This is a genomic window from Variovorax sp. EL159, from assembly GCF_900100965.1.
Lineage (GTDB): Bacteria > Pseudomonadota > Gammaproteobacteria > Burkholderiales > Burkholderiaceae_C > Variovorax.
This window is the reverse complement of record NZ_FMUJ01000003.1, coordinates 593,712-614,755: the sequence shown is the minus strand read 5'-3', so window position 1 is coordinate 614,755 and position 21,044 is coordinate 593,712. Positions and strand designations below refer to the sequence as shown.

Sequence of the window (21,044 nt, the reverse complement as noted above, 5' to 3'; positions counted from 1 at the left end):
TGTCTTTTAACGTCAGTGTGTCGGGGGAAACCCGAGATTTTAGGCCTTTGCGGCGGCAGGCTGCACGAGCACGGCAGCGGCGGTCTTGTGGGAGGCCGTATCGACCAGCACCAGGGAGCCCAGCGCACGCGATTGCGTGAAGGGCAGCACCGCCAGCGGCTGCTGCAGCGCCAGCACCACGTCGCCGATGGAATTGGCTTCCAGCTGGGTGGCCGGTTCCGAATCGAGCGTGGTGATGTTCACCCGGTCGACGATGCGCGCCACCTTGGCCTTGACCCAGCGGTGGCCCTGCAGCGCCCAGTACACACGGCCCGCGACCAGCGGCTCGTCATCGAGCCAGGCCACGGTGGCGGTGATCTCGCGCACCGGCTCGAAAGCCTCGGGGGCCAGCAGCCAGTCGCCGCGCGACACGTCGACCTCGCGGTCGAGCACGATGCCGGCGCTGTGGCCCGCATGCACCGACTTCGGCTGGCGCGTGTGGCTCAGCACCTGGGCGACGGTGGCGGTCTGGTTGCTCGGCAGCACGGTCACGCGCTGGCCGGGCTCCACGTGGCCCGATGCCACGCGGCCCCAGAACACGCGGCGGCCCTGCGAGGTGTCGGCGGACGAGGAGAACTTTTCGACCCACTGCACCGGGAAGGCAAAGGGCACGGCCTCGTCCTGCGCGGTGACCGGCAGGTCTTCGAGCAGTTCGAGCAGGCTCGGGCCTTCGTAGCCGACCCAGTCGGCATGGCGCGTGGCCACGTTCCAGCCCTTGAGGGCCGAGATCGGCACGATGGCGGCGACCTTCACGCCGGCCGCTTCGGCAAAGGCATTCAGCGCGGTCGAGATGCGCTCGAAGGCCAGGCCGGCGTCGTCGATGGCGTCGAGCTTGTTGACCGCGAACACGATCGACTGAACGCGCAGCAGGTGGGCCAGCAGCGTGTGGCGGCGCGTCTGCGGCAGCAGCTCGCGCTTGACCACGGTGCCGTCTTCCACTTCTGCGGCCCAGGCCAGCTTGGTCGCATCGACCAGCACCACGGCGGCATCGGCGGCCGAGGCGGCGGTGACCATGTTGCGCGTGTACTGCTCATGGCCCGGCGCGTCGCCGATGATGAACTTGCGCTTGGCGGTCGAGAAGTAGCGGTAGGCCACGTCGATGGTGATGCCTTGCTCGCGCTCGGCCGAGAGGCCGTCGGTCAGCAGGGCCAGGTCGGTTTCGCCGCCGCGCTGCACGCCGGCGAGCTGGTCTTGCAACACGGTCTTGCTGTCCACCAGCAGGCGGCCGATCAGCGTGCTCTTGCCGTCGTCGACCGAGCCGCAGGTGATGAAGCGCAGGGCGGTGCCGGTGTCGCCGTGGATGTCGGTGATGACGGGGATTGCAGTCGTCGCGCTCATCAGAAGTAACCGTCTTTCTTTCGTTTTTCCATGGAGGCTTCGGACGTCATGTCGTCCATGCGGGTGGCGCCGCGTTCGCTGACGTCGACCGACAGCGTTTCCAGCACCACGTCGCCCGCGTCGGCCGCAAGGCTCTCGACCGGGCAGGTGGTCGTGATGTCGCCCACGGTGCGAAAGCGCACGTCGCGCACCTGCACGGTTTCGCCGTCGCGCGGCGGCGTGAGTTCGGTCACGGGCACCAGCAGGCCGCGGCGCTCGACCACTTCGCGCTTGTGCGTGTAGTAGATCGACGGCAGGCCGACGTGCTCGCGCTCGATGTACTGCCACACGTCGAGTTCGGTCCAGTTCGAGATCGGGAACACGCGGAAGTGCTCGCCCGGAGCCAGGCGCGTGTTGAACAGCGTCCACAGCTCGGGGCGCTGGTCCTTGGGTTGCCATTGGCCGAAGGAATCGCGGTGCGAAAAGATGCGCTCCTTGGCGCGCGCCTTTTCTTCGTCGCGGCGGGCGCCGCCGATCAGCGCATCGAAGCGGAACTCTTCAATGGCTTCGAGCAGCGTCACCGACTGGTGCGCGTTGCGCGATTCGCCCGGGTGCGCCAAGCGCACGGTGCCGCGCTTCATCGAGTCTTCGACATTGCGCACGATCAGCTCGGCGCCCAGTTCCTTCGCACGCTGGTCGCGGTAGGCCGTCACTTCAGGGAAGTTGTGGCCCGTGTCGATCATCAGCAGCGGATAGGGAATGCGGCCCACGCCGAAGGCCTTCTCCGCGCACTTGAGCAGCACCAGCGAATCCTTGCCGCCCGAGAACAGCAGGGTGGGGCGCTCGAAGGCGGCCGCCACCTCGCGCAGGATGAAGATGGTCTCTTCTTCCAGCGCATCGAGGTGCGTGTTGGACAGGTGTGCCGGTGACAGCAGCAGTTCGGTTTCGGTACGGGCGTTCATCGGATGAGGTGCTGAATGCGAAGGGTCGGTGAGGCGTGAGGCGAGGCGCTGGCTCTCAGTGCGAGAGATGCAATCCGCACTCGCGGTTGTCTTCGCCCTTGGTCGGGTCCACGTAGTCGAAGTTGTTGGGCAGGCCATGCGCCGTGCAGTACTCGTACAGGTCCTTGGACGACCAGTGCAGCAGCGGCGCGACCTTGATCAGCCCGTCGGGGTTGACGCTGACCGGGTCCATCTGCGCACGCACGGCCGTGTCGGTCGCCCGCAGCGCGGTGAACCAGACCTTGGGTGCCGTCTCGCGCAATGCGCGGGCAAAGGGCTCCAGCTTGACCTCTTCCGTGAACGCGGCGTGGCGCGGATCGTCGAGCGCCGGCGTCGCACCTTCCACCGCTTCGCGATGCGCACGCGAACGGCGTGGCAGGTAGATGTGCAGATCAAGACCCAGCAGCTTCGTCACTTCGTCGGCAAAGCGGTAGGTGGCTTCGGTGTTGTAGCCGTTGTCCATCCAGATCACCGGAACATCGCGCCTGGCACGCGTGACCATGTGCAGGATCACGGCCTCGAACGGGCGGAAGTTGGTGGTGATGATCGAAGGCTGGCCGAGGCCAATCGCCCAGTCCACCAGGCCCTCGGCATTGCGGCCGAGGTCGGTGTTGATGCGCGCGAAGTCGATGTCCGTGGCGATGCTCATGTCGGGTTCCGATGCGGTCTCAGTTGCCGGCGGCCACGAAGTGCGGCGCGGTCTTCACTGCATCGCCTTGGTAGAAGGCGGAGAAGCGGTCGAACTGGCGCTGCGCGTCGGAGGCGTCCACGCCTTCTTTCAGCACGGCGCTGGAGAAGCCGGTGCGTTCCATCTGCACCAGCTGGTCGATCAGCACGTCGCCCGTGGCGCGGATGTCACCGGTGAAGCCGAGCCGGCGGCGCAGCAGGAAGGCCTGGCTGTACGCACGGCCGTCGGTGAACTTCGGAAAGTTCAGGTCGATGCGCTCGATGTCTGCCAGGCACACCTCGATGGCGAGCGGGTCGGCATCGTTGGCCAGTTGCAGAACCTTCGGATCGCCGTCGTCGATGTGCTCTTCGGCTGAAAGAATGTTCAACGTCTTGTTCATGCTGCTTCCTCCACCTTGAATCGCGCACCGTTGGCCGCGGCCTTGAACGGGTCGTGGCCCACGCGGCGCAGGGTGTCGATGAAGGTCTCGCCGCCCTCGCGTGTGTCGCGGTATGCCGTGAGCACGGCTTCGATCACGCCCGGCACTTCGGCCGCCGAGAACGAGGGGCCGACCGCCTTGCCGGCTTGCGGCGTGCCGCTGAGTGCCGAACCGTCGGAGCCGCCCAGCGTGACCTGGTACCACTCCTTGCCGTCCTTGTCGACGCCCAGGATGCCGATGTGGCCGCTGTGGTGGTGGCCGCAGGAGTTGATGCAGCCGCTGATGTGCAGGTCGATCTCGCCGAGGTCGTCGAGTTCGTCGAGGTCTTGATAGCGCTCGGTGATCGCTTCGGCAATCGGGATCGAACGCGCATTGGCCAGCGCGCAGAAGTCGCCACCGGGGCAGGCGATCATGTCGGTCAGCAGGTGCACATTGGCGCTGGCGAAGCCGGCAGCGCGGGCGGCGAGCCACAGCGCGTGCAGGTCTTCGGCATGCACCCAGGGCAGCACCACGTTCTGGTCGTGCGTCACGCGGGCTTCACCGGCCGAGAAGCGGTCGGCCAACAGCGCGAGCGTGTCGAGCTGGTCGGCCGACGCATCGCCCGGCGCCTGCTTCAGGCGCTTGAACGACAGCGTGACGGCGCGCAGCGCGGGGTTCTTGTGCGGCGCGACGTTGCGGGCGAGCCAACGCGCGAACTGCACGTCGTCGGCGGCGTGGGTGCGCAGCTCGGCGTCGGTCTTCTCGGCGCTTTGCAGCACGCGGGTGGCCAGCGTCGGCGGCACGAAGGAGGCGGCCACGCGGTCGTACTCTTCCTGCGTGATGGTGTGCGGTGCGCCGTCGTGTTCGAGGATCTGCTTGTACTCGGCGTCCACGTCGTCGATGTAGCGCTGGCCTTCGGCCTTCACCAGGATCTTGATGCGCGCCTTGTAGATGTTGTCGCGGCGGCCATAGCGGTTGTAGACACGGATCACCGCTTCGAGGTAATTCATGATCTGCTGCCAGGGCAGGAACTCGCGCAGCACGGTGCCGATGATGGGGGTGCGGCCCATGCCGCCGCCCACCTGCACGCGGAAGCCGATTTCGCCGGCTTCGTTCTTCACCACGTGCAGGCCCACGTCGTGCCAGCCGGTGGCGGCGCGGTCTTCGGTGGCGCCGGTGATGGCGATCTTGAACTTGCGCGGCAGGAACGCGAACTCGGGGTGCAGCGTGCTCCACTGGCGCATGATTTCCGCGAAGGGGCGCGGGTCGGCGATTTCATCGATGGCGATGCCGGCGCGCTCGTCGCTCGTGATGTTGCGGATGCAATTGCCGCTGGTCTGGATGCCGTGCATGTCGACCGAGGCCAGCAGGTCCATCACGTCGGCCGATTTCGACAGCGGAATCCAGTTGAACTGGACGTTCTGGCGCGTCGAGAAATGGGCGTAGTGGGTCGGGAGCTTTTGGCTGCCGAGCAGGCCCTGCGTTTCGATGGCCTTCTTGTAGACCTCGGCTTCGGGTTCGTCGTACTCGCGGGCAATCTTGGCCAGCACGCGCAGCTGGCGGCTCGAAAGCTCGCCGTAGGGCACGGCCACGCGCAGCATCGGCGCGTAGCGCTGGACGTACCAGCCGTTCTGCAGCCGCAGCGGGCGGAACTCGTCCTCGTGCAGGCGGCCCTTTTGCCAGCGTTCGAGCTGGTCTCGGAACTGGGCAGCGCGTTGGTGAACGAACTGGCGATCGAATTCTGTGTATTGGTACATCGTGCGTGCTGTGTCTTGAGAAGTGCGGTGCCGAACGTGAAACGGGGCGCCCCAGCAAGAAGCCGAGATTCTGAAAGGGGGCCTTATGGAAACAAACTATTTTTTGGTTCGCGCCTTATCCGGATAAGCATATTCACCAGTCCCCATGCGGGTTTCCGGACGGTTGGATGCTTATTCCGGATAAGGCGCGGGCGCCTGGGAAGGCTTGCTCGGCCCGGGAATTCTAGGAACAGAACGAAGTTCCGGCTGGCGCGGGGCGGGCCGCGTCGGGCTTCGGCGGAGCCTGCCTAAAGTTTTCCGACGAACCGCCGATATCAAGCCATGGAGAGCGGCCAACGGGGCCGCTTTTTCTCCCCGGCTCGACGGCACTGCCCGTGTCTTGCCGCCGTCTTTCCGTCCCCCTTGCGTTCTGGAGTTCGATCATGTTCTTGAGCAATGTCTCGATTGGCAAGCGCCTTGCCATCGTGCTGGGCGCCATCCTGGCGCTCTTTCTTGCCACCAGCGTTGCCGCGGTGCTGAAGCTGCAGCAACTGAGCCTGGAGATCGACGCCATGATCCAGGACAACGTCAAGACCGAGCGCGCGGGCTCCGACTGGCTGCGCCACACCACGTCGGGCGTGCAGCGCGCGGCGGCCATCGCCAAGAGCGGCGACACCAGCCTGATCGAGTACTTCGCGCCCGCGACGGCCAAGTCGATCAAGGAAACCAACGAGCTGCAGAAGTTCATCGAGACCAAGCTGGTCAGGCCCGCCGAGCGCGAGCTGTTCGAGAAGGTCGGCAACCTGCGCAAGGCCTACCTGGCTTCGCGCGAAGAGGTGAGCAAGCTCAAGCAGATCGGCGACCTGGCCGGTGCCAGCCGTGCCTTCGAGGACCAGTTCCAGCCCACGTCGACCAGCTACCTTGCCGGCGTGCAGCAGGTCGTGGACATGCAGCGCGAGCAGCTCGACGCCGCCGCGGCCCGCGCCAAGGATCTGCAGGCGCAGACCCGCACGCTGCTGATCGTTTGCTCCGCCGTGAGCCTGGTGCTCGGCGCGCTGCTGGCGTGGCAGCTTGCACGCAGCATCACCCGCCCGCTGCGCAGCGCCGAAACCATTGCCCAGTCGATTGCCGACATGGACCTGACAGGCATGCCCCAGCCGGGCTACGCCAAGGACGAAACCGGCCGCCTGCTGCGCGCGCTCGACCTGATGCGCTCGGCCCTGCAGGGTTCACTGATGCAGGTGCATGGGGTCGTGATGAACGTCTCGACCGCCAGCACCCAGATCGCGATGGGCAACCAGGACCTGTCGTCCCGCACCGAAGCGCAGGCAAGCTCGCTGGAGCAGACCGCCGCATCCATCGAGGAGCTGACGTCGACCGTCAAGCAGAACGCCGACAACGCGCGCCAGGCCAACCAGCTGGCCACGTCCGCGTCCGAAGTGGCGGTGAAAGGCGGCAGCGTGGTGTCGCAAGTGGTCGACACCATGGGCTCGATCAATGCCTCGTCGAAGAAGATCGTCGACATCATCGGCGTGATCGACGGCATCGCCTTCCAGACCAACATCCTGGCGTTGAACGCGGCGGTCGAGGCGGCCCGTGCCGGCGACCAGGGGCGCGGCTTCGCGGTGGTGGCGTCCGAAGTGCGAAGCCTTGCGCAACGCTCGGCTGCCGCGGCCAAGGAAATCAAGACCCTGATCGGCAACTCCGTCGAGAAGGTCGAAGAGGGCAGCCGGCAGGTGGCCGACGCGGGCCGCACCATGGACGAGATCGTCGGCAGCGTGAAACGCGTGACCGACATCATGGGCGAGATCAGTGCAGCGAGCCAGGAGCAGACTTCGGGCATCGAGCAGATCAACCAGGCCATCACGCAGATGGACCAGGCGACCCAGCAGAACGCCGCGCTGGTCGAAGAAGCCTCGGCTGCCGCGCAGTCGCTTCAGGAGCAGGCCGGCAGCCTGTCGAAGATCGTCGGTGAGTTCAAGCTGGAACAGGGCGGCCAAGGCGGCCGGAGCGCAACCCCGGCCCTGGGCTACGCGGGCTGATCGGGCAGCTAGCGCCTCAGCGCAGCATCGTCGACATCGCCGAGCAGCAGTTCAGCATGCGTACGGCGGCTTCGACCGTGTCGGCCGTGAAGCGCAGGGTCACACCATCGACGCGCTCGAAGTTCGGCCACTGGCAGAACAGGTCGGCCAGCGCGGGCGACTGGCAGCGCAGCCGGACGGTCTGCGGTCCCTTGAAAACCAGCGGCTTGGCGTCGGCACGAGCAGCCAACGCCTCTTCAACCCCCGCGCGAATCGCATGGCGCGACTGCTCGGGCGACAGCGACACGCCACTGTTGTTTCCCGTGGCCCGCTTGGTCTGCACGAAGGTCGCGTGCGGAAACAGCGGCCGGTTCTCGGCGATGAACACGTCGTCGCCGCTGCCCATCACCACCGGGGCGCCGTACTCGCCGGCCAGTGCGCCATAGACACCGGCTTCGCCCAGCTCCTGCTCGCCGAACCAGATGCCGGCAAAGGCAAAGCCGTTGATCGTGTGCGCGAGGATGCCGCGCCCCTGCGCGCGCGAGTGGTAGCCCACCATGCAGACCGCGTCCACGCCTTCGTCCACGCCCGCCACCATGCTCAGGTAGCGCGGCTTGCCCTGCACCACGCGCGCACGCGCATCGAGCACGTCGGGCGGCATGTTGCGAAAACCGCCGTGCGAGTCGTTCACCAGCACGTCGGTGGCGCCTGCATCGAATGCACCGGCAATGGCCGCGTTGGCCTCGTGCGCCATCAGCAAGCGGGCACGTTCGTATTCCGGATTGCCCTGGCGCGTCTGCTCGGGGTGGTAGACGCCGGCAACGCCTTCGATGTCGGTGGAGATCAGGACTTTCATGGGGCGAAGGCTTTCCTCAGACGAGGGGTGAAAGGGAAGACGCCGGCAGCAACTCGCCGAGCGCGGCGCGGTGGTTGCCGTCGCGGCCCGTGACAGGCGTCGCGCGCCACAGCGCATGAAGAATAGCCTGCTCGGTGCTGTCGGCCGCGGCCTGGAACAGGCCATCGAGCAGCCCGTCATGCAGCATCGCCACGGCCGGCATCGGCCGCTCGACGCGGTCGGGCACGGTGTAGGCGGTCGAGAAGGCGAGCACGATGTCGCCGCTGCCATGGCCGAAGACCGAGCCCGTGCGGGCCAGCCCCGCGCCCGCGCGCAGCGCGAGACGGCGCAACTGGCGCGCATCGAGCGGCGCGTCGGTGGCGACGACGATGATGATCGAGCCCTTTTCGGGTTCGCCCGACACCGCGGCGTTGCGCGATGCCTGCAGCGCCGCCAGCCGCTCGCCGACCGCGTGGCCCGCCAGCAGCATCTGCGGCTGGCGCCCGTAGTTGGCCAGCACCAGCGCGCCGACCGTGTGCAGCCCACCGTCGCGCGACGACACGCGGCGCGAAGCGCTGCCGATGCCGCCCTTGAGCTGGAAGCTCGACATGCCGCGCCCCGCGCCCACCGAGCCTTGGGCGAAGTCGACGGCAGCGGCATCGAAGGCGCGCAGGTAGTCGGCCTCCGTCACCGCCATCCGCTGGATGTCGTTCAGAAAGCCGTCGTTGCACTCGAAGACCAGCGGGTTGACCGTGGGCAGCGCCCGCCCGGTCTCGGGGTTGGCCGCCGCGCACTGACGGATCTGCGCCGTGGCCACGGTGCCGACCGAGAAGGTGTTGGTCAGCGCGATCGGCGTCTCGAGCACGCCGAGCTCGGCAAGCTGCACCAGCCCCACGCTCTTGCCGAAGCCGTTGAGCACCACGGCAGCCGCCGGCACCTTGTCGCGGAAGGGGTCGCCCGCGTGCGGCCGGATGACCGTCACGCCGGTCTGCACTGCGCCATCGCTCAGCGTCTGGTGGCCGACCGTGACGCCCGCGACATCGGTGATGGTGTTGCGTTCGCCCTGGAGCAGGTGGCCGATGAAGGGCAGGGGAGAAGTCTGCGTGAGGGATGGCATGAAGAACGGAAAGACTACGTGCGGTCGATCTTCGGATCGAGCGCGTCGCGCAGGGCATCGCCCAGCAGGTTGAAGGCGAGCACGGTGAAGAAGATGGCCAGGCTGGGGAACAGCGCCACGTGCGGCGAGGTCACCATGTCGGCGCGCGCCTCGTTGAGCATCGCGCCCCACTCGGGCGTTGGCGGCTGCGCGCCCATGCCCAAGAAGGAAAGGCTGGCCGCCGTGATGATCGAGGTGCCCACGCGCATCGAGAAATACACCACGATCGACGAGATGGTGCCGGGCAGGATGTGCCGCACGATGATGGTCCAGTCCGAGGCGCCGATGCTGCGCTCGGCCTCGATGTAGGTCTGCTGCTTGAGCACCAGCGTGTTGCCGCGCACGAGGCGCGCAAAGGCCGGCACGCTGAACACCGACACCGCCACCACCACGTTGGTCATGCTGCTGCCCAGGATGGCGACCACGCCCAGCGCCAGCAGGATGCCGGGGAAGGCGAAGAGCACGTCCGAGATGCGCATCACGATGCGGTCCCACCAGCCTTCGTAGTAGCCCGCGAGCAGGCCGAAGGCGGTGCCCACGAAGCCGCCCACCAGCACCGACAGGAAGCCGGCCGCCAGCGAAATGCGCGTGCCCGCCAGGATGCGGCTGAAGATGTCGCGGCCCAGCGGATCGACGCCGAACCAGTGCGTGGCCGAAGGCCCGCTGTTGAGCATGTCGTAGTCGAAGAAGTTCTCGGGATCGAAGGGCACGATCCACGGCGAGAACACCGCGATGAACACCAGCAGCAGCACGAAGATGGCCGCCACGATGCCCACGGGCTGTTTCTTGAAGCGGCGCCAGCATTCGCCCCAGGGCGTGCGGACTTTGCCTGCGGTCAGCGCAACGGCAACGGGGGACAGGGGAACGATGGATTCGGCAGGCACGCCGGTAGCTTGCGTCATGGCTGCTTGCTCACTTGTAGCGGATGGTCGGGTTGATGTAGCCGTACAGCACATCCACCACGAGGTTGATCAGGATGAATTCGAGCGAGAACAGCAGCACCAGCGTCTGGATGACGGGGTAGTCGCGCATCTGCACCGCGTCCACCAGCAGGCGGCCCAGGCCCGGCCAGTTGAAGACCGCCTCCACAAGAATGGAGCCGCCCAGCAGGAAGCCGAACTGCAGGCCCATCATCGTGACCACCGGAATCAGCGCGTTGCGCAGCGTGTGCTTGAACACCACGCGGGTTTCGTGCACGCCCTTGGCACGCGCGGTGCGCACGAAGTCTTCCTGGATCACTTCGACGAAAGACGCACGCGTGAAGCGCGCCATCACGGCCGCGACGGCCGCGCCCAGCGTGATCGAGGGCAGGATGTAGTGCTTCCAGGTGGCGGCGCCCACCGTGGGCAGCCAGCCGAGCTGGACCGAGAAGATCTGCATCAGCAGCATGCCAAGCGCAAATGCGGGAAAGGAGATGCCCGAGACCGCGAGCGTCATGCCCAGCCGGTCGGGCCATTTGTTGCGGTACACCGCCGAGACGATGCCGATCCCCATGCCGAAGATCACCGCCCACACCATGCTGGTGATGGTCAGCATCACCGTCGGGAAGAAGCGCTCGGCAATCTCCGTGGACACCGGCCGCCGCGTGCGGATCGAGGTGCCGAAGTCGCCCTGCAGCATGTGGGTGAAGAAGTTCACGAACTGTTGTGGCAGCGGCTTGTCGAGGCCCAGCTCCTGGCGCACCATGGCCACGGTCTGCTCGTCGGCGTCCTGTCCGGCGGCAAGGCGCGCCGGGTCGCCGGGCAGCATGTGGACGAACAGGAACACCAGCACTGCCACGATGAGCAGCGTCGGGATCAGGCCCAACAGTCGTTTGAGGAAGTAATTCAGCATGGGGTGCGGTTGTCGCGAACGGGTGGCAGCCAAAGGCCGCCGCCCGCCGGACAGTCAGTCAGGAAACGAAGAGTGCGCGATCAGTTCGACACCGACACGGCGTCGATGTTGATGTTCGCGTCGGGCATCACGAACACACCCGACAGGCGCTTGGCGTGCGCCGACAGGTTCTGCTCGGTGACCAGCGGCACGCGCGGCAGGTCCTTGCGGATCTCGTCCTGCGCGGTCTTGTAGAGCGCTGCCTTTTCCTTGTCGTCCACCGTCACCAGCGCCTTGGCCAGCGCGGCGTCGACCACGTCGCTCTTGTAGAACGACATGTTGTTGAGCTTCGGTGCCCACGACTCCGAGGCGAACAGCGGGCGCAGGCCCCAGTCGGCTTCACCGGTCGACGACGACCAGCCCGTGTAGTACATGCGGACCTTGGCCGTCTTCGGGTCGGGCCATGCATCGACCTGCTCGGTGCGCTGGCCCACTTCGAGCGCCTGCACCTGCAGCTTGATGCCCACCTGCGCGAGCTGCTGCTGCACGAACTGGATGGTCTTCTGGCTGGTCGTGTTGTTGTAGGCGCTCCACAGCACCGACTCGAAACCGTTGGGGTAGCCGGCTTCGGCCAGCAGTTCCTTGGCCTTCTTCACGTCGTAGGGAATGGGCGCCATCTTCTCGGCGAACTTCACGCCCTGCGGCATCACGCCTTGCGCGGGGAAGGCATAGCCGCCGAACGCGACCTTCGACAGCGCTTCCTTGTTGATGGCGTAGCCGATGGCTTCGCGCACCTTCGGGTTGTCATAGGGCTTTTGCAGCATGTTGAATGCCAGGAAGCGCGTGATGATCGAAGGCGATGCCACCACTTCGAGCTTGTCGCTCTTCTTCAGCAGCTCGGCCTGCTCGTAGGGAATCGGGAAGGCGAAGTCGGCTTCGCCGGTCTGCAGCATGGCGGCGCGCGTGTTGTTCTCGAGCACCGGCTTCCACTGCAGGTTGTCGATCTTCGGGTAGCCCTTCTTCCAGTAGCCGTCGAACTTCTTGGCCTTGACCGCGTCGGTCTGCTTCCATTCGACGAACTCGAAGGGGCCCGTGCCCACGGGGTGGAAGGCGATGTCCTTGTTGCCCCACTTCTTCAGTGCGGTGGGCGAGATCATCGCGGCGGATGCGTGGGCCAGCGAGTTGATGAAGGGGCCGAAGGGCTCCTTCAGCGTGATGCGCACGGTGCTGGGGTTCACTGCCTCGACCTTGCCGACGCGGTTGAACTGGTTGTAGCGCAGCAGCTTGTTGTCCTGGTTCAGCACGCGGTCGAGCGTGACCTTGACGGCTTCGGCATTGAAGTCGGTGCCGTCGTGGAACTTGACGCCCTGGCGCAGCTTGATGGTGTAGACCAGGCCGTCTTTCGACACGTCGTAGCTCTCGGCGAGCACGTTCTGCACCTTCAGGTCCTTGTCGAACTGGAACAGGCCTTCATAGAAGGTCTTGGTCACGGCCGTGGTGATGGTCGTGTTGGTGTTGTACGGGTCCAGCGTTTCCGGCTGGTAGCCGATGGCCAGCACCACGTCTTTGGCGGCCAGCGCCGTGCCCGATGCGGCAATGGCGGCCAGGCCCAGCAGTGCGGATGCCCATCGCAGGGAGGAAGAAGATGGCTTCATGGAAGAACTCCAGTCGGTTCGTGGAAAAAAGCAGGAGGGCCTGCGGGATGAAAAACGGTTCGGGTTCAGAAGGTCGGAGGCTCAGAAAGCGCCGCCGATGGCATGCCGCGCCACGAAGTGGCCCGGCGCGACCTGCACCAGCGGCGGCACGTCGGGCTCGTCGCCGACCGCGCGGATCGGGCTGGGAATCTCGCCTTCGAGCAGCGCGCGCGGCTTGTGGCGGCGCGACGGGTCGGCCACCGGCACCGCCGCCATCAGCTTGCGCGTGTAGGCGTGCTGCGGCGCTTCGAACACCGCGCGGCGCGGGCCGATCTCGACGATCTGGCCCAGGTACATCACGGCCACGCGGTGGCTGATGCGTTCGACCACGGCCATGTCGTGCGAGATGAAGAGAAAGGCCACGCCCAGCTCGCGCTGCAGGTCGAGCATGAGGTTGACGATCTGCGCCTGGATCGACACGTCCAGGGCCGACACCGACTCATCGGCCACCACCACCTTCGGGTTCAGCGCCAGGGCGCGTGCGATGGCAATGCGCTGGCGCTGGCCGCCTGAGAACTCATGCGGATAGCGCTGCGCCACCTCGGGCGGCAGGCCGACCTTCTGCAGCAGCCAGTCCACGCGCTGCTGCGCCTCGGCGCCCTTGGCGATGCCGTGGATCAGCAGTGGCTCCATGATCGAGAAACCGACCGTCACGCGCGGATCGAGCGACGCGAACGGGTCCTGGAAGATGAACTGGATGTTGCGGCGCAGCGCCTGCAGCTCGCGCGTGGGCAGCTCGCGGATGTTCTTGCCGCCGAACTCGATGGCACCGCTCTGGCTTTCGACCAGGCGCAGCAGCGAACGCCCGGTGGTCGACTTGCCGCAGCCCGATTCGCCGACCAGCGCCAGCGTTTCGCCGGGGTACAGGTCGAAGCTGATCTTTTCCACCGCATGCACGCGGCGCTTGACGCGGCCGAAGATGCCGCTGCGCACGTCGAAGCGCGTGACGAGGTCGCGCACCCGAAGAATGGGGCCGGCTTCTTCGCGCACCGTGTCTTGCGGCGTGGTGTGGTCGCACGGCGCCATCTCGGCGCTGGCTTCCGTGCGCAGCAATTCGAACTTGGCCGGCAGGTCGGTGCCTTGCATCGCGCCCAGCTTGGGCACCGCCGACAGCAGCGCCTTCGTGTAAGGGTGCTGCGGCGAGGCGAAGACGGTATCCGACGTACCGGCTTCGACCTTGTCGCCGCGATACATGACCAGCACGCGGTCGGCGATCTCGGCCACCACGCCCATGTCGTGCGTGATGAAGAGAACGCCCATGCGCATCTCTTTCTGCAGCTCGCGGATGAGCTGGAGAATCTGCGCCTGGATCGTCACGTCGAGCGCGGTGGTGGGCTCATCGGCAATCAGCAGTTGCGGCTTGCACGACAGCGCCATCGCGATCATCACGCGCTGGCGCATGCCGCCCGACAGCTGGTGCGGAAAGCGGTCGAGCACATTGCGCGCTTCGGGAATGCGCACCAGCTCCAGCATGCGCAGCGCCTCGGCGCGCGCGGCCGCGTTGCTCTTGCCCTGGTGGATGCGGATGGCCTCGGCGATCTGGTCGCCGGCGGTGAACACCGGGTTCAGCGACGTCATCGGCTCCTGGAAGATCATCGCGATGTCGGCACCGCGAATGCCGCGCATGGTGTTGTCGCGCGCCTGCGCCAGGTCGAGCACTTCGCCGTTGCGGCGCCGGAACGCCATGCTGCCGCCGAGGATGCGGCCACCGCCATGCTCCACCAGCCGCATCAGCGCGAGCGAAGTCACCGACTTGCCCGAGCCCGATTCGCCCACCACCGCGAGCGTTTCGCCGTGGTCGACGTGAAAGGACAGCTTCTTGACGGCATCGACGGTGCGCTCCGAGGTCGAGAAGCGAACGGTGAGATCGTCGACGGCGAGAACGCGGCCGTCCGGCAGGGCGAGGGCAGGGGTGGACATGGGAGTGCGAGAGAAAGAGGGCGCGCGTGTCAGGCGAAGATGGCGGTCACGGGCGCTTGGTCGCCGCGCGCGTGGCCGCGGTACATGCCTTCGGTGTTGAAGGCGAGGCTCAGGTTGCCATGGCGGTCGATGGCGATCAGCCCGCCGGTGCCGCCGATGGCGGGCAGCGACTGCTGCACCACCGCGTGCGTGGCGGCTTCGAGCGTGGCGCCGCCGTAGGCCATGCGGGCGCAGACGTCGTAGGCCGCGGCGACGCGGATGAACATTTCGCCGCTGCCGGTACACGACACGGCGGCGGTGCGGTCGTCGGCGTAGGTGCCGGAGCCGATGAGGGGCGTGTCGCCGATGCGGCCGACGCGCTTGTTGGTCATGCCGCCGGTCGAGGTGGCGGCCGCCAGGTGGCCGTGCACGTCGAGCGCGACGGCGCCCACGGTGCCGAACTTCTTGTCTTCGTCCAGCGGCGGCGTCATGGCCGCGCCTTCGTGGTCGACCACCACGCGGCCGGTGTCGCGCACGCGGTAGAGCTGCTGGCGGCGCGCCTCGGTGGAGAAGAACGAGGGCTCGACCATTTCCAGCCCGCGCTCGCGCGCAAAGACCTCGGCGCCCGCGCCGGCCAGCAGCACGTGTGCGCCGTCTTCGAGCACGGCACGCGCGGCGCGCACCGGGCGGCGCACGTGGCACACGCCGGCGATGGCACCGGCGGCGAGCGTGGCGCCGTCCATCACGGCGGCGTCGAGCTCATGGGTTTCGTCGTGCGTGAAGACCGCGCCGTGGCCCGCGTTGAAGAGTGGGCAGTCTTCGAGCATTTCGACGGCCAGGCATGCGGCGTCAAGTGCACTCGCACCTTTGAGCAGCATGCCTTGCGCTGCAAGCACGATGGCGTGCAGGGCATCGTGGTAGGCCTGCGCCTGCTCGGGGCCGGTCGTGGCGGCGCTGATGGTGCCGGCGCCGCCGTGGATGGCGATGACGGGCGTGGTGTTCTTCATCGGGAAGCTTTCTTTTTCTTCTTGGCGACGCCGTTCAGGGCGGCGTCGTCGGAGGTACCGGTGGTGCGCGCTGCAAGGCCGTCGATGCGCGGCAGCCCGTTCGCGCCGTGCAGCCAGGGCCGCAGCACTTGAAGCGTGCGGCGGGCCGACTGCACCGGGTCGGGCGCCCGCAGCGCCACCGCGCTGGTCAGCGCTTCGACCAGCGCGAGCACGCTGGTCTCGCAATTCGGGCGGTAGTTGGTTTCCGTCTGGCAATACAGCGCCACGTCGGCCAGCGGCGCCATCGGCGAGGTCGGGCGGTCGGTGAGCGCGATCACGCCGCAGCCCTGGTCGCGTGCGATCTGCGCGAGCATCACGGTGTCGGTCAGGTAGCGCGGGAAGGTGAGGCCGATGAACACGTCCTTCGGGCCCGCGTGCATCAGCGAGCGGGCCGCGTGGGTGACGCCGCTCACGCCGGGGAGCAGGCGCACGTCGCGGCAGCTGCTGTCCAGCCCGTGCTGCAGCAGGCCCGCGAGCCAGCCGCTCGCGCCGAAGCCGGCGATGTAGATCGAACGCGCCTTGCCGATGCGCTCCACCGCGGCTTCGCAGGCGGCGTAGTCCAGCGTCTGGCGCGTGGCCTCGATGTTGCGGCGGCTCTCGTCGAGCGCGGTGGAGAACACCTCGGCCACCGTGCTCGGGCGCTCCAGGTTGCCGCGCAGGCGTTCCACCGGCGCCACCAGCGGTTCGAAACCCCGCACGAGCTCGGCACGGAAGGTGGCGTAGCCGTCGAAGTCCAGCGCGCGTGCGAAGCGGTTGGCCGTGGCGACCGAGACGCCCGCAGCGGTGGCGAGTTCGTCGATGGGCAGCGTGGCCACCTGCAGCGGGTGCTCCAGCACGTAGTCGGCCACTTGCCGGTGCGAACGCGTCAGCCGCGGCAGCGCCTGCGCAATGCGCTGGGCCACGGTGGTGCCTGGGGTGTCGACGTTGGTGCTCATGCGGGGAGTGGGGCGCCCGAAGGGGTGCGGTTTATGAAAATGAGTTTACAAATATAAGTCAGATAAGAAAATTTTCTGTCATTTTGAGACGAAGTTGCAAGTAACGGGCCAGCGGCGAGGGGGCTTTTCTTGCCCGGTTCGAACGCGGCATGCGCGTCGTTTCCCTCGTGGGGCGGTCGTTTAAGCTCGACGCAGTTCGGCCTCTAGGTGTTTTCCCGATGTCTTCGTTTCGTTCACCGTCAGCAGCAGCCGACACCGGCAATGCCGCCGCATTCCCCCAGCCCGCGCCAACGCGGAATTTCAGGATCGACATCCTTCGCGGGATCGCGATCTCGCTGGTGTTGCTGCTGCACTTCCACCTGTCGTACTCGCTGGTCGACAGCCCGCTGGCGGCCGTGCTGCCGGAGGAGTTCATCAAGTCCCTGGCGCGCAACGGCAACTACGGCGTGACGATGTTCTTCGCGGTCTCGGGCTACCTCATCACGTCAACGACGTTGCGGCGCTACGGCAGCCTTGGCAATGTGGACGTGCGCAGCTTCTATGCCTTTCGCTTCGCGCGGATCGTGCCGTGCCTCGTGGTCGCGCTGGCCGTGATCGTCGGGTTGGGGCTGCTGAAGCAGCCCGCCTTCATGAACGTCGCCAAGCCCGGCTGGCCCGAGGTCGGCTATCCGGTGGCGGTGCTGTCGGTGTTGAGCTTCTGGCACAACGTGTTGATGCAGCACGCGTGGTACTTCAACTACGCGATGAACATCTACTGGTCTCTGTCGGTGGAAGAGGTGTTCTATCTCGCGTTCCCGCTGCTGTGCTTCGGGCTGAAGCGCCAGTGGGCCATCGTGGCCGTGTGGGCGGTGGCGATCGTCGCGGGGCCGGTCTATCGCAGCTTTCATGTGGACGACGAGATCTACTTCATGTACGGCTATCTGGCGTGCTTCGATGCGGTGGCCTTCGGCTGTTGCGCCGCGTTGCTGGCGCAGCGCATCCGGCTCGACAGCTGGGGCGGGCGCCAGCTCCAGCTGACAGCGGCCTGCCTCGTCGCCGTGACGTACCTGCGCGGGATTCATGGCAACGAAGTCTTCGGCTTCACCGTCATTGCGGCCGGCACCGCCGTGCTGCTGATCGGCGCGCACAACGAGCGGGTGCCGGGCTGGGCACTGCGAAGCAGGGCGCTGGCGGCGCTGCGCTGGCTGGGGCGGCACAGCTACGAGCTGTACCTCTTCCACATCATCGTGCTGGGGTTGATGCGCAGTTTTGTGCCGCGCGGGACGATGCCTGCCGTGTGGAAGCTGCCGGCGATGGGGTTCTTCGTTGCGGTTTCGGTGGCGGTGGCGTGGGGCATTGCGCGGTTTTATTCGGAGCCGATGAATGCGAGGCTCAGGGCGGCGTTCGCGCGCAGGCGTGCCCGGATCGAGGCGTAGCTGAACGCGTTGCGAGACGCGATTTCCGAAATATGGAGGGAGGAGAAAAATGAAATCCGAAAGAAGATCCACCAAAGCCTCGACGCTCGGGGAGCGCATCCTGAAGGTCGATCACGCAGGCGAGCAGGGCGCGGTGAACATCTACAGGGCGCAGATACTCGTGGCGCGCTGGACCGCACCGTCGCTGGTGCCGGAGCTTCAGGAGTTCAAGTCGCACGAGGAGAAGCATCGGGCGCTGTTCTGGGCAGAACTGCAGCGCCGAGGAGTGCGCCGTTGCCGCAGCTATTGGCTGTGTGGTGTTGGCGGGTGGGTGCTGGGCTTGATGACCGGGCTGTTGGGCAGGCATGCCATCTCGGCCACCACCGTCGCTGTCGAGCGTGTGGTGCTGGGGCACCTCAAGGCGCAATTGCGCGATCTGTCGGGCAAGGACGACGCAGCGGTTCACGTCATCGCGCAGATCGTCGAGGAAGAGCAGTTGCACCACGATCAGTCTGCCTCGCACGTGCAAACGGGGCATGTGTGGTCGAAATTGCTGAGTCCGGTGGTCGCCGCGTCGACGGAGTCGGTGATCTGGCTCGGGATGCGCCTCTGAATCAGCGCAGGGGAATGCCAGGCGACGTTACTGAAACACGTCCAATACGCTGGCAGCCCATCCGGCCGCATAGAGGCCAAAACCGAACACACCGTGCGTGACGAGGCTGTGGAAGCGCGCGGCGTTCGGGCGTGGCGTGCGGCTGGCCGCGATGCCTGCACCCATGCCCGGCTGCATCACCAGGAAAGGCGCGGCCACGCTGGCGATGCCGACGATCATCGGGGGGCCAAGCGTCGGGTGGTGAATCCATTCGAGGCCCCAGATCGCCAGCAGCACGGCTGCAAACGCGATGCCGATGGCGTAGTGGGCCGTCCATCCGATTGCGCGCTCGCCCTTTACGGGAGGGGAGGCGCCGATGGGCGCATGACGAAAGCGGCCGCGCGTCAGGTACACGAGCCAGCGGCCGACCAGTGCGTAGTCGAGCGACGGGATGCCGAACAGTTGCTTGCGGACGATGGCCCAGATGTCCATCACCGCTGTCGCACCCGCTCCGATCAGGGCGGCGGATACGAGATAAGTCGTCGCCTCAGACATTCGCAGCTTCCTTCGGCGCGGCCGATGCAGAAGGTGCGCGTGCACCGACCATCCAGCAGGCTGCGGTCAGGCGAACTTCATCGCCGTGCACGTACGGCTCGAAGGCGGTGCGGATCGTTTCGATGACTTGCGCGCGCGCTGGCTCGTCCATGGCCGCCAGTGCCAGTCCGACGGGGCCGAGGCGGGCGAGGTAAGTGCGCAGGTCTTTCTCGGGGAAGGTGCAGGCCAGGTCGACCGGCTGGATGTCGATGCCGGTCCAGCCGCTGTCTTCCAGCAGGGCCTCAATCCGGTGCCGGTCGGCGAAGGCGAACTGTCCGGGTGCGCCCGGTTTGCGAACGGGGAGGTTCGGCAGCAGTGGCGCCGCGGCACGTTCGGCGGTCGTCATGAACGGGTTTTCCGCGGCGCTGCGCCATGCGATGAAGCGGAGTTGGGCACCATCCCGCGCGGCACTTCGCAGATTCGCAAAGGCGAGGACGGGATCGTCGAAGAACATGACGCCCAGGCGCGAAACGATCAGGTCGAAGCTTGCGGGCTCGAACGTGTGGGTCTGCACATCAGCGCAGATGAAGCTGGCCGGCAGGCCTTCGCGCTCGGCGCGCGTTCGGGCTGCCGCGATCATCGGCTCCGAGATGTCGATGCCGGTGCAGTGACCCTCGGCGCCTTGTCTCCGTGCGAGCGCACGCGTGATGGCGCCGGTGCCGCAACCCACGTCGAGCACGCGGTCTGCCGGGGTGGTGCGCGTCGCTTCGACCAGCAGGTCTTCGAGCGGTTGAAACAGATGGTCGAGCGTGGCTTGCACATCGACCCAGGCGCGGCCCGCGAGGCCATTCCAGAGCTTGGCCTGTTCGTCGTAAGCATGCTGCGTGTCGGTCATGATCGTCTTCCTTTGCGTGCCCTCAGGGGGCGGAAGCTAGACTGTGCAACTTCAAGTCGACTTGAGGTCAAGGGGTAAGAGACATGGACATCGCAGAGGTGTCGCAGCGGTCCGGCGTTCCTGCTTCAACGTTGCGGTTCTATGACGAAAAAGGGCTGATCACCTCAATCGGCAGGCATGGCTTGCGCCGGCTGTTCGATCCGGGCGTGCTCGACCGACTGGCCCTGATCGCGCTGGGGCGCGCCGCCGGCTTTTCGCTGGACGAGATCGCGCTGATGTTCGCGTCGGACGGCCAGCCGCGCATCGACCGGCGGATGCTTGCGGACAAGGCCGATGAACTCGACAGGACGATCCGCAACCTGAGCGCCATGCGCGACGGGCTGCGGCATGCGGCCGTCTGCCCCGAGCCGAGCCACATGGAATGCCCCAAGTTCCGCCGCATCGTGAGGGCCGCCGCGTCGGGCGCCCTTGGCGTTCCGGGGAAGAAGATCCGCCGCGTGGCGAGCGCACCTTCGAAGTAATCGCAGCGGCAAGAGCCAGGCTACTGCTGCACGTCTTTTTGCATGAACACGCTCAGCGGATCGTCCGGGTAGGTACCGAACCGGCCGCGCCGCACATAGCCCGAACGCGCATAGAACGACAGCGCCTCGGGCTGGCTGACACCCGTCTCCAGCCTGAACATCGCGCAGTTCCGCTGCATCGCTTCGCCTTCGAGAAAGGCCAGCACCTTCGCGGCGATGCCTTGCCCCCGATTTTCCGGTCGCACGTACATGCGCTTGAGTTCGCCGTAGCCGGGCTCCATGACGATGGCGCCGCAGCCGATCGCCGTGCCGGCCTCGTCGCGCGCCACCGCGAACAACACGTGGGCCGCCGACAGCGCCGCGATGTCGATGCCGTAGTGGCACTCGGGGGGATAGAGCGGCTTCTGGTACGCATCGAGGTCGTCGATGAGCTGGATGACGTCGGGTTGGTCGGGGCTTTCAAGTGCAATGGTCATCGGGTCTGCTTCTTTCGAAGCGTCGATATTACTTAGCCCGATCGGCAAAGCCCGTC

The 21,044-nt window shown here is 66.6% G+C and carries 20 protein-coding genes; 4 read left to right on the top strand and 16 right to left on the bottom strand.

Translation table 11 applies throughout. From position 1 onward, the window contains the following. Positions 1 to 39: 39 nt before the first annotated feature. The 5 genes from BLQ28_RS14905 to BLQ28_RS14885 are packed head-to-tail and all read right to left on the bottom strand — an operon-like array spanning position 40 to position 5,199. On the bottom strand, positions 40 to 1,377 hold the full coding sequence (locus BLQ28_RS14905; protein ID WP_093240592.1) for a sulfate adenylyltransferase subunit 1: 1,338 nt from the start codon (positions 1,375 to 1,377) through the stop codon (positions 40 to 42). After that, positions 1,377 to 2,318 (bottom strand): sulfate adenylyltransferase subunit CysD, encoded by a 942-nt coding sequence (cysD, locus tag BLQ28_RS14900; RefSeq protein WP_093240588.1) that lies wholly within the window; start codon positions 2,316 to 2,318, stop codon positions 1,377 to 1,379. Before cysD ends, BLQ28_RS14905 begins: the two co-directional genes overlap by 1 nt. Before the next feature lie 55 nt (positions 2,319 to 2,373). After that, positions 2,374 to 3,006: a phosphoadenosine phosphosulfate reductase domain-containing protein gene (locus BLQ28_RS14895; protein WP_093240585.1), complete on the bottom strand. Its 633-nt coding sequence runs from the start codon at positions 3,004 to 3,006 to the stop codon at positions 2,374 to 2,376. A 19-nt stretch (positions 3,007 to 3,025) separates the two neighbouring features. Continuing rightward, a complete protein-coding gene (locus BLQ28_RS14890) occupies positions 3,026 to 3,424 on the bottom strand; it encodes a DUF934 domain-containing protein (protein WP_093240582.1) in 399 nt (132 codons plus the stop codon). Then, the gene (locus tag BLQ28_RS14885; protein ID WP_093240580.1) at positions 3,421 to 5,199 is read right to left on the bottom strand and encodes a nitrite/sulfite reductase; all 1,779 of its coding nucleotides are present in this window, start codon (positions 5,197 to 5,199) and stop codon (positions 3,421 to 3,423) included. The genes BLQ28_RS14890 and BLQ28_RS14885 overlap by 4 nt, the downstream gene beginning before the upstream one ends. 422 nt (positions 5,200 to 5,621) lie before the next feature. Between BLQ28_RS14885 and BLQ28_RS14880 the strand changes: the two genes are divergently transcribed. Then, positions 5,622 to 7,220, top strand: coding sequence for a methyl-accepting chemotaxis protein (locus tag BLQ28_RS14880; protein WP_093240577.1), 1,599 nt, complete (start codon positions 5,622 to 5,624; stop codon positions 7,218 to 7,220). A 16-nt stretch (positions 7,221 to 7,236) separates the two neighbouring features. Here BLQ28_RS14880 and BLQ28_RS14875 read toward each other — a convergent pair whose 3' ends face one another. From BLQ28_RS14875 to BLQ28_RS14840, 8 genes are all read right to left on the bottom strand, one after another. Continuing rightward, positions 7,237 to 8,055 carry a M55 family metallopeptidase gene (locus BLQ28_RS14875; protein WP_093240574.1) on the bottom strand — a complete coding sequence of 273 codons (819 nt, stop codon included), beginning with the start codon at positions 8,053 to 8,055 and terminating at the stop codon, positions 7,237 to 7,239. Between the two features lie 16 nt (positions 8,056 to 8,071). Continuing rightward, positions 8,072 to 9,151 (bottom strand): P1 family peptidase, encoded by a 1,080-nt coding sequence (locus BLQ28_RS14870; RefSeq protein ID WP_093240572.1) that lies wholly within the window; start codon positions 9,149 to 9,151, stop codon positions 8,072 to 8,074. Between the two features lie 14 nt (positions 9,152 to 9,165). Beyond that, positions 9,166 to 10,092 (bottom strand): glutathione ABC transporter permease GsiD, encoded by a 927-nt coding sequence (gene gsiD, locus BLQ28_RS14865; RefSeq protein ID WP_093240569.1) that lies wholly within the window; start codon positions 10,090 to 10,092, stop codon positions 9,166 to 9,168. A 10-nt stretch (positions 10,093 to 10,102) separates the two neighbouring features. Then, on the bottom strand, positions 10,103 to 11,023 hold the full coding sequence (gene gsiC / locus BLQ28_RS14860; protein WP_093240567.1) for a glutathione ABC transporter permease GsiC: 921 nt from the start codon (positions 11,021 to 11,023) through the stop codon (positions 10,103 to 10,105). Between the two features lie 80 nt (positions 11,024 to 11,103). Next, positions 11,104 to 12,657 carry a glutathione ABC transporter substrate-binding protein GsiB gene (gsiB, locus tag BLQ28_RS14855; RefSeq protein WP_093240564.1) on the bottom strand — a complete coding sequence of 518 codons (1,554 nt, stop codon included), beginning with the start codon at positions 12,655 to 12,657 and terminating at the stop codon, positions 11,104 to 11,106. 81 nt (positions 12,658 to 12,738) lie between these two features. Next, the gene (locus BLQ28_RS14850) at positions 12,739 to 14,616 is read right to left on the bottom strand and encodes a dipeptide ABC transporter ATP-binding protein (protein ID WP_093240560.1); all 1,878 of its coding nucleotides are present in this window, start codon (positions 14,614 to 14,616) and stop codon (positions 12,739 to 12,741) included. Between the two features lie 29 nt (positions 14,617 to 14,645). Beyond that, positions 14,646 to 15,602, bottom strand: coding sequence for an isoaspartyl peptidase/L-asparaginase family protein (locus tag BLQ28_RS14845; RefSeq protein ID WP_093240558.1), 957 nt, complete (start codon positions 15,600 to 15,602; stop codon positions 14,646 to 14,648). After that, on the bottom strand, positions 15,599 to 16,576 hold the full coding sequence (locus tag BLQ28_RS14840) for a MurR/RpiR family transcriptional regulator (RefSeq protein WP_093240555.1): 978 nt from the start codon (positions 16,574 to 16,576) through the stop codon (positions 15,599 to 15,601). Before BLQ28_RS14840 ends, BLQ28_RS14845 begins: the two co-directional genes overlap by 4 nt. A gap of 218 nt (positions 16,577 to 16,794) precedes the next feature. On the opposite strand from BLQ28_RS14840, the gene BLQ28_RS14835 reads away from it, so the two are divergent. Beyond that, on the top strand, positions 16,795 to 17,991 hold the full coding sequence (locus BLQ28_RS14835) for an acyltransferase family protein (protein WP_093240552.1): 1,197 nt from the start codon (positions 16,795 to 16,797) through the stop codon (positions 17,989 to 17,991). 49 nt (positions 17,992 to 18,040) lie between these two features. Then, positions 18,041 to 18,583 carry a demethoxyubiquinone hydroxylase family protein gene (locus tag BLQ28_RS14830; RefSeq protein ID WP_093240550.1) on the top strand — a complete coding sequence of 181 codons (543 nt, stop codon included), beginning with the start codon at positions 18,041 to 18,043 and terminating at the stop codon, positions 18,581 to 18,583. Positions 18,584 to 18,610: 27 nt separating this feature from the next. Here BLQ28_RS14830 and BLQ28_RS14825 read toward each other — a convergent pair whose 3' ends face one another. Beyond that, positions 18,611 to 19,117: a DUF2938 domain-containing protein gene (locus tag BLQ28_RS14825; RefSeq protein WP_093240547.1), complete on the bottom strand. Its 507-nt coding sequence runs from the start codon at positions 19,115 to 19,117 to the stop codon at positions 18,611 to 18,613. Then, positions 19,110 to 19,991 carry a class I SAM-dependent methyltransferase gene (locus tag BLQ28_RS14820; RefSeq protein ID WP_093240544.1) on the bottom strand — a complete coding sequence of 294 codons (882 nt, stop codon included), beginning with the start codon at positions 19,989 to 19,991 and terminating at the stop codon, positions 19,110 to 19,112. The genes BLQ28_RS14825 and BLQ28_RS14820 overlap by 8 nt, the downstream gene beginning before the upstream one ends. Before the next feature lie 83 nt (positions 19,992 to 20,074). Here BLQ28_RS14820 and BLQ28_RS14815 point away from each other — a divergent pair, with 83 nt between their 5' ends. Then, positions 20,075 to 20,512 (top strand): helix-turn-helix domain-containing protein, encoded by a 438-nt coding sequence (locus BLQ28_RS14815; protein ID WP_093240541.1) that lies wholly within the window; start codon positions 20,075 to 20,077, stop codon positions 20,510 to 20,512. Between the two features lie 20 nt (positions 20,513 to 20,532). Here BLQ28_RS14815 and BLQ28_RS14810 read toward each other — a convergent pair whose 3' ends face one another. After that, positions 20,533 to 20,988, bottom strand: coding sequence for a GNAT family N-acetyltransferase (locus BLQ28_RS14810; RefSeq protein ID WP_093240538.1), 456 nt, complete (start codon positions 20,986 to 20,988; stop codon positions 20,533 to 20,535). Positions 20,989 to 21,044 lie beyond the last annotated feature (56 nt).

Bases quoted from the DNA above. Each gene is read 5' to 3' on its own strand.
- BLQ28_RS14870 (WP_093240572.1), bottom strand. From the start codon at position 9,151: ATGCCATCCCTCACGCAGACTTCTCCCCTGCCCTTCATCGGCCACCTG.
- BLQ28_RS14845 (WP_093240558.1), bottom strand. From the start codon at position 15,602: ATGAAGAACACCACGCCCGTCATCGCCATCCACGGCGGCGCCGGCACC.
- BLQ28_RS14875 (WP_093240574.1), bottom strand. From the start codon at position 8,055: ATGAAAGTCCTGATCTCCACCGACATCGAAGGCGTTGCCGGCGTCTAC.
- BLQ28_RS14810 (WP_093240538.1), bottom strand. From the start codon at position 20,988: ATGACCATTGCACTTGAAAGCCCCGACCAACCCGACGTCATCCAGCTC.
- BLQ28_RS14835 (WP_093240552.1), top strand. From the start codon at position 16,795: ATGTCTTCGTTTCGTTCACCGTCAGCAGCAGCCGACACCGGCAATGCC.
- BLQ28_RS14815 (WP_093240541.1), top strand. From the start codon at position 20,075: ATGGACATCGCAGAGGTGTCGCAGCGGTCCGGCGTTCCTGCTTCAACG.
- BLQ28_RS14890 (WP_093240582.1), bottom strand. From the start codon at position 3,424: ATGAACAAGACGTTGAACATTCTTTCAGCCGAAGAGCACATCGACGAC.
- BLQ28_RS14840 (WP_093240555.1), bottom strand. From the start codon at position 16,576: ATGAGCACCAACGTCGACACCCCAGGCACCACCGTGGCCCAGCGCATT.
- gsiC (WP_093240567.1), bottom strand. From the start codon at position 11,023: ATGCTGAATTACTTCCTCAAACGACTGTTGGGCCTGATCCCGACGCTG.
- cysD (WP_093240588.1), bottom strand. From the start codon at position 2,318: ATGAACGCCCGTACCGAAACCGAACTGCTGCTGTCACCGGCACACCTG.
- gsiB (WP_093240564.1), bottom strand. From the start codon at position 12,657: ATGAAGCCATCTTCTTCCTCCCTGCGATGGGCATCCGCACTGCTGGGC.
- gsiD (WP_093240569.1), bottom strand. From the start codon at position 10,092: ATGACGCAAGCTACCGGCGTGCCTGCCGAATCCATCGTTCCCCTGTCC.
- BLQ28_RS14905 (WP_093240592.1), bottom strand. From the start codon at position 1,377: ATGAGCGCGACGACTGCAATCCCCGTCATCACCGACATCCACGGCGAC.
- BLQ28_RS14820 (WP_093240544.1), bottom strand. From the start codon at position 19,991: ATGACCGACACGCAGCATGCTTACGACGAACAGGCCAAGCTCTGGAAT.
- BLQ28_RS14885 (WP_093240580.1), bottom strand. From the start codon at position 5,199: ATGTACCAATACACAGAATTCGATCGCCAGTTCGTTCACCAACGCGCT.
- BLQ28_RS14895 (WP_093240585.1), bottom strand. From the start codon at position 3,006: ATGAGCATCGCCACGGACATCGACTTCGCGCGCATCAACACCGACCTC.
- BLQ28_RS14880 (WP_093240577.1), top strand. From the start codon at position 5,622: ATGTTCTTGAGCAATGTCTCGATTGGCAAGCGCCTTGCCATCGTGCTG.
- BLQ28_RS14825 (WP_093240547.1), bottom strand. From the start codon at position 19,117: ATGTCTGAGGCGACGACTTATCTCGTATCCGCCGCCCTGATCGGAGCG.
- BLQ28_RS14830 (WP_093240550.1), top strand. From the start codon at position 18,041: ATGAAATCCGAAAGAAGATCCACCAAAGCCTCGACGCTCGGGGAGCGC.
- BLQ28_RS14850 (WP_093240560.1), bottom strand. From the start codon at position 14,616: ATGTCCACCCCTGCCCTCGCCCTGCCGGACGGCCGCGTTCTCGCCGTC.